Annotated in this window: 12 protein-coding genes; 3 read left to right on the top strand and 9 right to left on the bottom strand. The window is 68.5% G+C overall.

The annotated features are described in order from the left end of the window. Positions 1–123: 123 nt before the first annotated feature. Positions 124–1,536: a gluconokinase gene (locus KEG57_RS49185; protein WP_272428594.1), complete on the bottom strand. Its 1,413-nt coding sequence runs from the start codon at positions 1,534–1,536 to the stop codon at positions 124–126. A gap of 79 nt (positions 1,537–1,615) precedes the next feature. Here KEG57_RS49185 and KEG57_RS49180 point away from each other — a divergent pair, with 79 nt between their 5' ends. After that, entirely contained in the window at positions 1,616–2,200 is a 585-nt protein-coding gene (locus KEG57_RS49180) for a hypothetical protein (protein ID WP_272428593.1), read from the top strand. A gap of 21 nt (positions 2,201–2,221) precedes the next feature. Here the strand turns inward: KEG57_RS49180 and KEG57_RS49175 are convergent, their stop codons facing one another. The 4 genes from KEG57_RS49175 to KEG57_RS49160 form a co-directional block, all read right to left on the bottom strand. Further along, a complete protein-coding gene (locus tag KEG57_RS49175; RefSeq protein ID WP_272459267.1) occupies positions 2,222–4,510 on the bottom strand; it encodes a xanthine dehydrogenase family protein molybdopterin-binding subunit in 2,289 nt (762 codons plus the stop codon). Then, positions 4,507–4,974, bottom strand: a complete 468-nt coding sequence (locus KEG57_RS49170) for a (2Fe-2S)-binding protein (protein ID WP_272428590.1) — start codon at positions 4,972–4,974, stop codon at positions 4,507–4,509. Before KEG57_RS49170 ends, KEG57_RS49175 begins: the two co-directional genes overlap by 4 nt. Next, on the bottom strand, positions 4,971–5,615 hold the full coding sequence (locus KEG57_RS49165; protein ID WP_272428588.1) for an Isoquinoline 1-oxidoreductase subunit: 645 nt from the start codon (positions 5,613–5,615) through the stop codon (positions 4,971–4,973). The genes KEG57_RS49170 and KEG57_RS49165 overlap by 4 nt, the downstream gene beginning before the upstream one ends. A gap of 451 nt (positions 5,616–6,066) precedes the next feature. Beyond that, positions 6,067–6,459 carry a hypothetical protein gene (locus KEG57_RS49160; RefSeq protein WP_272459268.1) on the bottom strand — a complete coding sequence of 131 codons (393 nt, stop codon included), beginning with the start codon at positions 6,457–6,459 and terminating at the stop codon, positions 6,067–6,069. Between the two features lie 180 nt (positions 6,460–6,639). Here KEG57_RS49160 and KEG57_RS49155 point away from each other — a divergent pair, with 180 nt between their 5' ends. Further along, complete coding sequence (locus KEG57_RS49155) at positions 6,640–6,906, top strand: hypothetical protein (protein ID WP_272459269.1); 267 nt, start codon at positions 6,640–6,642, stop codon at positions 6,904–6,906. A 7-nt stretch (positions 6,907–6,913) separates the two neighbouring features. Here KEG57_RS49155 and KEG57_RS49150 read toward each other — a convergent pair whose 3' ends face one another. Together KEG57_RS49150 and KEG57_RS49145 are read right to left on the bottom strand one after the other, a co-directional pair. After that, positions 6,914–7,246: a hypothetical protein gene (locus tag KEG57_RS49150; RefSeq protein WP_272459270.1), complete on the bottom strand. Its 333-nt coding sequence runs from the start codon at positions 7,244–7,246 to the stop codon at positions 6,914–6,916. A 227-nt stretch (positions 7,247–7,473) separates the two neighbouring features. After that, positions 7,474–7,788 (bottom strand): peptidase inhibitor family I36 protein, encoded by a 315-nt coding sequence (locus tag KEG57_RS49145; RefSeq protein WP_272459271.1) that lies wholly within the window; start codon positions 7,786–7,788, stop codon positions 7,474–7,476. Between the two features lie 144 nt (positions 7,789–7,932). Between KEG57_RS49145 and KEG57_RS49140 the strand changes: the two genes are divergently transcribed. Then, the gene (locus KEG57_RS49140) at positions 7,933–8,181 is read left to right on the top strand and encodes a hypothetical protein (RefSeq protein WP_272459272.1); all 249 of its coding nucleotides are present in this window, start codon (positions 7,933–7,935) and stop codon (positions 8,179–8,181) included. A gap of 18 nt (positions 8,182–8,199) precedes the next feature. Here KEG57_RS49140 and KEG57_RS49135 read toward each other — a convergent pair whose 3' ends face one another. Together KEG57_RS49135 and KEG57_RS49130 are read right to left on the bottom strand one after the other, a co-directional pair. Continuing rightward, positions 8,200–8,514 carry a peptidase inhibitor family I36 protein gene (locus KEG57_RS49135; RefSeq protein ID WP_272459274.1) on the bottom strand — a complete coding sequence of 105 codons (315 nt, stop codon included), beginning with the start codon at positions 8,512–8,514 and terminating at the stop codon, positions 8,200–8,202. Positions 8,515–8,768: 254 nt separating this feature from the next. Then, positions 8,769–8,986, bottom strand: a 218-nt coding sequence (locus KEG57_RS49130) for a hypothetical protein (RefSeq protein ID WP_276605288.1), incomplete at its 5' end; no start/stop codon positions are given.

Below are 8,986 nucleotides of genomic sequence, written 5' to 3'. Positions count from 1 at the left end.
GCGCAGTTCATCGACCCCGGGTCCAGCGCTTGCGCTGGTCCGGGTCCAGGGGCGGATAGCCCCGGTGGGGCCTGGGGCAAAGCCCCAGCGCAGCGGCTCCCAGATGAGCTCGTTCGCCATCGCCTACGAATAAAGCCTTCGATAAAGCTCGATCTGCCGCTCCTTCGCGGCGCGATACACTTCGGCGACCTCCGGCCGCGGCTCGAAGATTCGCGACGCGGACGGGGCGAGGGATGCGAGGGATCCCAGGCCCCGCGCCGTGAGCGCCAGCATGGCCGCGCCGCGCATCGTGGCCTCGTCGCCCATGAGATGAACGGGCGTCTGCATCGCGTCCGCGAACATCTGGGCCCAGGCGGGGGAAGCGGAGAGCGCGCCGCCTCCGGCGTACAGGGCGTCGCTGCCGCCGAGCGCGTCGTGAATCTGCGCGAGCCGCAAAGCGATCGATTCGTACAAGGCCTGCACGATGTCGCGCGGGGTCGTGGACAGCCGCAAGCCGTGCAGGGTGGCCGTGGCATCCGGCCGATAACCGGGGCTACGTTCTCCCGCGAACATGGGCAAAACGGTGAGACCGTGCGCGAAGGGCTCGCCAAACACGAGCGGCTCGTCGTCGAGCCTCAGATGCGCGCGCGCCCAGGCGTGGGCATTGCCCCCTTCGCTCGTGGCCCCTCCGATGAGCTCGCGTGTTTCGTCGATGCGATAGGCCCAGAGCCCCTTCGGCACAGGGCACGGCGGGGTTTCCGCAACACGCATTTGCCGCAAGGCCGCGGTCGTCCCGACGGTCAGCGACGTGCTTCGAGGCGAAATCGCGCCGCTGCCGACATGCGCCGCCGCGCCGTCCCCGATGGCCGGAAAAAACGGCGCGTCGCGGAGCGCGGGCCAGCGCTGGGCATGAGCGGGCATGAGGCCCATCTCGGCATGCCGAGAGCCGACCACGGGCGGAAGGTAATCCGGCGTGAGCCCGAGAATGTTCAGCCATTCAGCCGACCAGCTCCGCGAAGCACGGTCGAGCAGGCCACTCCACGAGGCCACGGAAGAGCTGCACGGGATCTCCCGGCCGAACCAAGCACGATAGAGATACGTGCCGAAATCGAGCCACGTCGCAGGCATGATCCGCCCGTTCCGAGCATACCAGCGCAGGCGCGCCGGATGATACGCGGTATGCAACGGGCAGCCCGTCGCCTGATAGAGACGGGCGCCATCGACCTCGGTCCGCAATGCCTCGACATCCGCGGACGGGCGGGTGTCGGCATACGTGAACACGGGCGTCACGGGCTGGTTCTCGGCGTCCACGCCGAGCAAATTCCCCACGAACGTCGCCACCGCGACCGCCTCGATCGGCGGAGCGTTCGCCAGGATTCGATCGACGCACCCTTCGACGGACGCGCGGAGCTTGCGCGCATCCACCTCCGCGGTGCCGTCCGCGGCCACCGTGAAGGCATACGGTTCGGCCGTTTCGCGGCAGATACGCGCGCTCCCGTCACAAATGGCGGCGCGCACCGACGAGCTGCCGACATCGATCACGAGGACGTGCGCCATGGTGCTTTCCTAGCCCGAATCGCGCCCCGCGGCATCCCGGACCCTTGCCACGGGCGCGACACGCCTGGCAAGCTGAGGCATGGCGTTCGTGGACCTCGTGCCCTTTCCTCGGCGCATGCTCGTCGCGGCAACGAGCGGGCTCCTCCTGCTGCTCGGTTGCAAAGACCTGGCGCCGGAGAAGCCGAAAAGCGCGGTCGCGGGCATCGGCGCGGCCGCGGCGCCCCTTCGTCCCCCGCCTCCGTGGCTACCGCCCAATTACACCGAGATTCCCTGGTCCGAAGCGGCCACGCTCATCCAGCGCCAGGAGGTCGACCGCGTGTTCGGCACCCGGACCCGCCGCGTGTACGTGGTCAAGAGGGAGGGCCAGAAACACTACACCACCGCGCCCAGGCGAGGCGACCTGGCCAAGCTGTTGGCGCAGATCCCCCGCGAGGAGCTCAAGTTCCTCTACCGCGACGACATCGAGGAGATCTCCTGGGCAGAGGCCGAGTCCCGCATTCGAAACAAACAGGTGATCTCGGTCTCGACCTCCCATTTCAACATGGTGTCCCTGAGCATGAAGGGGGGAGCGTATCCCCTCGCCGTCGCGCCCTCGGAGCGCGACGTGCGAAAGCTCATCGAGGAGGTCGACCCTTCGGGCAACCTCCTCGGCGCGGTCGAGTAGGGCGCCGAACCGTTCGGCGCTCTACGCGAAGAGCCCCCGCACGATCGGGACCTCGCGGATTCGTTTGCCCGTCAAGGCGAACACCGCATTCGCCAGCGCCGGGCCCACCGGCGGCACGCCCGGTTCGCCCACGCCGCACGGAGGCCCGTCGCTCGGCACGAGGTCCACGTGGATCTTCCGTGGCACCTCGCCGATCCGCGCGATCCGCGCGTCCCGGAAGTTCGACTGCTCCGTCGCGCCGCCCTTCATGGTGATCCCGCCGAAAAACGCATTGCTGATCCCCATGACCACCGAGCCCTCCATCTGTGCGCGGGCGCGGTCCTGGTTGACCACCGAGCCGGCATCCATGCAGATCCAGGCCTCGTCCACGCGGACCTTGTTCCGCTCGTCGGGCACGACGGCCAGCACCACGGCCGTGTACGTGACGAAACTCCGATGCGCGGCGAGCCCGTAGCCGCGGCCGTCCTTCTTCCGCCCGCTCCAGTTCGCGGACGCCGTCACCCGCTCGAGCACGCGCCGCAACCGGCCCGCGTCGACCGGGTGTTTTTCGAGTTTTTCCCCGTAATTGACGAGCTTCTCGATGCCGAGCTCCTGAAGGCTCAGGGTCCGCGGCGGGCCGATCACCTCCAGCCACACGTCCCGCGGATCGGCGCCGCGCGCGTGCGCGATTTCGTCGATCAAAGAGCCGATCCCGAACGCGTGGAAGATGTTGTACACGGACCGATACCAGCCGATCCGCACGTGCGCCTCCGCCTTGCAGCCCTCGGCGCGGACGTTCGGCACGTCGAGCGCGACATCGAGCACGCCTTGCTGGAGGTCCGTGATGGCCGGCTTGTCGACGTCGCCGAAGGTGGAGGCGATCGGCGGGAACGCCGTCCGATGGTGCCACGCGATCACCTTGCCGTTCGCGTCGAGGCCCGCGCGGAGCCGCTGCGCGTTCACCGCATTGTAATAGCAGTGGTGAATGTCGTCATCGCGCGTCCATTGCACGCGCACCGGCACGCCCGCCTCGCGCGCGAGGAACGCCGCTTCCGCGGAGAAGTCCGCCTTCGATTTCCGCCCGAACCCTCCGCCGAGCAACGTCACGTGCACCGTGACCGCGTCCTCGCCGAGGCCGAGCGTCTTCGCCACCTGCGTCCGCGCCGCCTGCGGGTGCTGCGTCGCCGCCCAGACCTCGCAGCGCCCGCCCGCGAACCGCGCAATGGCGACCGGCGGCTCCATCGGCATCTGCGCGAGGTGCGGAACCACGTACTCCGCCTCGACGACCCGCGCCGCCTTGGCGAACGCGGCGTCGACGTCCCCGACGTTGCGATAGGGCGTCCCCGCCTCGCGCACCGAAGCGAGGAGTTTTTCCCGGTAGGCCACCGAGTCGTACACCGCGTTGTCGCCGGGATCCCACGTGATGTCGAGCGCCGCGCGCCCGCGCATCGCGGCCCAGGTGTTCTCCGCGAGCACCGCGATGCCGCCCCACGGCTGGAACCCATAAGGCCGCTGCGCCGCGGGCATCTCGACCACCCGCTTGACGCCCGGGATCTTCAAGGCGCGCGACGCGTCGTACCGGGCGACCTTCCCGCCGACCACCGGCGGCCGCGCGATCACCGCAATCAGCATGTCCGGCAGCTTCACGTCGGCCCCGAACACCGCCTGACCCGTCACGACGGCCGGCCCGTCGAGGAGCGGCAAGGATGGGCTGTTCACCCGCGAAAGCTCGCTCTTCGGCCGGAGTTTTACGTCCTCGCGCTTGGGCACGGGCAATTTCGCCGCCGCCTCCGCGAGCTCGCCGAAGCCGAGCGAACGTTTCGTCGGCGCGTGGTGGACCATGTTCCCCCGCGCCTCGCACGTCTCGGGCTTCACCTTCCATTTCGCCGCCGCGGCCGCGACGAGCATCATGCGCGCGGTGGCGCCGACGTACCGGAGATCATCGTAAAACTTCCGGATGCTGCTCGATCCGTCGGTGTTCTGATCGCCGTACTTCTTGTCGCCGACGGCCTGCTGGATCACGACGCGCGCCATGTCCGCGCCGAGCTCGTCGGCGATGAGCACAGGAATCGAGCTGCGCACGCCCTGGCCCATTTCGGAGCGGTGACAGACGATCGTCACCGTCCCGTCCGGCGCCACGTGGACGAACGGATTCGGGTTGAGCCCCGGGGCCTTCGCCTCCTCCCCGGGCACCACATGCCGTGGGCCGGGCCCGGCGCGGCCGCTCGGCTCGTCGGCGAGGGCAGGGAGGCCAATCGCAAGCCCGGCCAAGGAGAGGTTCAACCCGACGAGGAACGAGCGCCGGGTCACGCGCACGGCATCGCCGCTCATCGTTCGCCCTCCGGCATCCCGGCGGCCTTGCGGATCGCCGCGCAGATCCGCGGGTAGGCGCCGCATCGGCACAGGTTTCCGGCCATCGACTGCTCGATCTCGTCGTCCGAGGGTTTTGGTTTGGCCTTGAGCAACGCGGCCGCCGTCATGATCTGCCCGGCCTGGCAAAACCCACATTGCGGGACGCCGAGCTCGACCCAAGCGCGCTGGAGCGGATGGCTCCCGTCCGGCGCGAGGCCTTCGATCGTGGTCACGGCGTGGCCGTCGGCGCGGCGAACCGGGGTCACGCACGCGCGCACGACCTGCCCGTCGAGGTGCACGGTGCACGCGCCGCAGAGGGCCTGACCGCATCCGTACTTCGTGCCGGTCAAACCGAGCACGTCGCGGAGCGCCCAGAGCAGGGGCATTTCGGGGTCGACGTCGAGCGTCTTTTCAACGCCGTTCACGCGGATACGCACGCTCATGGTTTCGCCCCCTCCGCGGGGCACTCGGCCCCGAACTCCGCCCAGGCCGCGACGATCGCGCCAAACTGCTCCTGCGTCCCCGGGACCGGCTCGCGATCCGCCCCCGGATGCCATCCCCAGCCGACGAGCGCGTCGTGGGCATTGTGCTCGACGATCGCGGCGAGCGACTTGCCGCCGTTCCGCTTGGGATCCTTCATCTGCTCGCAGATCTGGCGCGGCGACTTGCCGACCCACGCCATCTCGATCGGCGCGAGCGCCCAGTGGGGCGCGCCGGGGACGCGGGTGAGCTCCACATTCTTGTCCTGGTGGCAGCTCGTGCATTCCATCCCGACGACGCCGTGGCCCTCGGGCCCGCGGACGGACGGCGGGTCGTGGAGCTGCATGTTCATCCCCTGGTGGGGGATGTCGCCGTTCGGATGGCAGTTCACGCAGCGGGGATGCGTGAACACGCGGCTCGCTTCGAGGAAGAGGGCGCGGGATCGCTCGCGTGTGTCCTCGATGCTCGCGAAGTCGGAAGGGGCGCGGAGCTCGTTCGGCGCGACCTTGCGAAGGGCCGTGGGGCCTTTCGGCCCGTCCGCGGTCGGATTTCCACAACCGGCGAGCACGAAGGCCACCGCAAAAGGCAGGAGCCGCTGGTGCATGAGGGTGAGTAAGCACGGATGGCACGAGCAGGCAACCGGACGCGTGTCGTGAAAAACCTCAAGGGGTTTTGTCGAGGGCAGACCAACGATGGCGGCGACGGCGCGACACGAGAAGAGAACCGAGGCCGAGCAGGACGAGGGTCCCGGGGGATGAGGACGAGGCGCCGAGGTGGCAGGCGCATCCGCTTTCGCTGCCACCGCTGTCGCCGCCGCTTCCGCCTGCGCTTCCGCTTCCGCTTCCGCCTCCGCCTCCGCCTCCGCTCCCGCCTCCGCCTCCGCGCCCGCCTCCGCCTCCGCCTCCGCGCCCGCCTCCGCCTCCGCGGGGGGACCTCTGCGCTAGAGTAGGGGCCAGGACATCCGAGCCGGGAGCAAGGCGACATGGCGAACCAGAGCGATCACGTCCGCATCGAGGAGGCCGGGCGGCGGCTGCGCATCTCCCTGGGTGGAGAGATCATCGTGGATACCGAGAGCCTTGGTGGTGCAGCTTGTAGTCGCGGCACATGTGGTAGAGGTCCTCGGCTTTGGCGTCGTCGAGGGTATCGAGCAGGGCGCCGCCCTCTCGAATTCGCGCGAGCGTCTCGGAGGCGAGCCGCGCCCCGGGCGTCGTGGCGGAGGACGCGCCCGTCTCCGCGATGATCTTCAGGGCGGCGCGGATCTTCGCGTCCACGACCGCCGAGACGGGGTGCTCCGGCTGGACCTCGGTGTAGTCGAGGTCGGCCTCGGAAATGGGCGGGGGCGCCACAGGGGGATCGGGCTCCTCGGGGGTCGTGCAGCCGAAAGCGGTGAGCGCGAGGGAGAGGAGCAGGGGGGCGCTTGTCGGAATCGATTGGCGTTTCCGTAACATTGAAAGAGGATAGCAAACCGACAGTCCACGACAATCGGGGGCAAAGGCATTTCATCCGATGAGAAGGGGCTCCCGACCGGGCAGGCCGTGGCGCAGGAACAGCGTGGGCACGCCATCGCGGAGCGGCGTGGTGAGGGCTCGACGTTGCTCGCCGCGAGGGCGAGTGAGAAGGATGCGCGGATGAAGACCCTTTACAAATCGGTTGGTGCCGGAATCTTCGCCATCGCAGCTTGGTCCTCGCTCGCCGGGATCGCACAGGCGAGCGGATGGATCGAGAATTGGGTCTTGGAGGGGGGCGGCTGCTATAGCCCCCAACTGGGCGACAACGACTGTAACACTTGCGGCACGTTCCAATGCGTGGCCACCCCCGTCCGCTTGTGTGAGGGCGAATGCGGCACGCACGGTGGGAAGCGGATCCTCTCGAAGTGGGTCGCGCTCATCGAGTGACCTGCCATCACCACGGCCCGAGCGCGCCCGAGCGATCGCGCACGACCCACGGCCAATTCTCGCGAATGAGCGTGATCACGCGATCGTCGACGAGGTGCCCGATGTGGCCCGGCGAGATCATTTTCGTCTCGACGCCCTCCCGCTTCAGCATCGCCATCGCCGTCGCCGCCGCCGTGTCGCATGCCCACGTGGAGCAGACGAAGAGCACGCGCTTGCCTCCGCCGCGGCTCGACAAGGAGGATCCGGCGACGCTTTCGACGATCCTCGGCCGGCCGGCGTCGCACGCCGTTCCGATGAGGACGTCAGAGCAATATGCGGTCCACTCCATTGCAGTGTGCACGGACAGCCCGTAGGCCATGAGGACGTGTACGCACGCTCTGCGGCCACGCGAGCACGGCCCCGACAATCGGAAAAGGGCGGGACGGCCGCCAAACGGGCGACGATCGAGGAAACCAGCGCGAGGCGCGTGCTCACGTGGACGGGTGAAAGGCGGTAAAATGACCCGGTTCGCTCGGGTGCTTCGGTCGCGGAATGACCGCCTGTTCTTCGCCGGGCCCCGAAAACGCGTCAACCGCACCAGCAAGAGAAAGAGCTGATCTTGTCGTTCCACTCGTCGAGCCAAGGCGTGTCATCCATGAATACCCCCGTCGGGACCCCGAAATCGCGGCCCTCGAACACCTGCACGCCGCACCCGGGATCGAGTTGCAAAGAGGAGATCCGGTCCTTCCAGTCGTCCCCCACCCAAGCTTTGCTCTCCTCTCCCGCGCTCATCGACGCGCCCCCGTAATTGACGTCCTCGTAAAACGTGACACACGCGTCGGCGCGGGAAGAGGCCGAGACCACGCCCAGCGCGAACAGTCCCACCCATAGCTTTTGGATCATGCTGCACCTCCCCGGCGGAGCGCTCCACGCCCTCGGCATGTCGTTGCGCTCGCAGCGGGGCCCGTCAACTTTCGCTAAGGCGTTTCGGTCGCGAAATGACCGCCTGTTCTTCGCCGGGCAGCTCGTCTCGCTGGTCGGCACGTAATGGCCGTGTACGCGGTGATGTTCATGGGCATGACGCCGCTCGGCTCGCTCGGGGCCGGCTGGATCGCCAAGCGCATCGGCGTCCCGACGACGGTCGGCATCGGCGGCGCCGTGTGCGTCTTGGCGGGGCTCGGCTTCGGCCTGCGGCTCCCCTCCCTGCGTGCGGGCGCGCGAGAGCTCATTCGAGGGGCCGCCGCCGCGTCGAACGAGCTCGCGCAGGCAGGCGAGGGGGATCCGACGGCGCGTTGAGAGGGCCCCGAAAACGCGTCAATCGCACAGGCAAACGTAAGAGCTGATCCTGTCGTTCCACTCTCCGAGCGAATCCGCGGAGTGCGAGAAGATCCACGTCGCGCCATCGAAACCGGCGTTCTCGAACACCTCCACGGCGCACCCGGGATCGAGCCGCAAAGAGGAGATCCGGTCCTTCCACTCGTCCCCGACCCAATCTTTGCTCTCCTCTCCCGCGCTCATCGACGCGCCCCCGTAATTGACGCCCTCGTAAAACGTGACACACGCGTCGGCGCGGGAAGAGGCCGAGACCACGCCCAGCGCGAACAGTCCCACCCATGGCTTTCCGATCATGCTGCACCTCCCCGGCGGAGCGCTCCACGCCCCTTGGCATGTCGTTGCCCTCGCGGCGGGGGCCCGTCAAGCCACGAAGCCGCCCGCTCGCAGGGCGGCGAATCCGGACTTCACGCTTCTCGTCGGCGCCGCGCTACCCCGAAATACCAGCGCGCCTGCCGAGCGCGCCCCAAAGCACCGCCGCCGCGTCGAACGAGCTCGCGCAGGCGGGCGAGGGAGATCCGACGGCGCGTCGAGGCAGCCCCGAAAACACGTCAAAAGCACTTGCAACTGTAAGAGCTGATCGTGTTGTCCCACCCGTCTGGGAGCCTCGCCGTATTGCCTGAGAAGGTCCGCCCCGCGCCCCCAAACTCGACGTTCTGGAACACCTCCACGTAGCACGTGGGAGCGAGCGTCAAAGAGGAGATCCGGTCGTTCCACTCGCTCGCGATCCAATGATTGTCCCCTATTCCCGCGCTCACCGACGCGCCCT

It is taken from the genome of Polyangium jinanense (assembly GCF_028435365.1).
The sequence above is the reverse complement of the archived record's forward strand: the minus strand, read 5'-3'. Positions and strand labels throughout refer to the sequence as shown.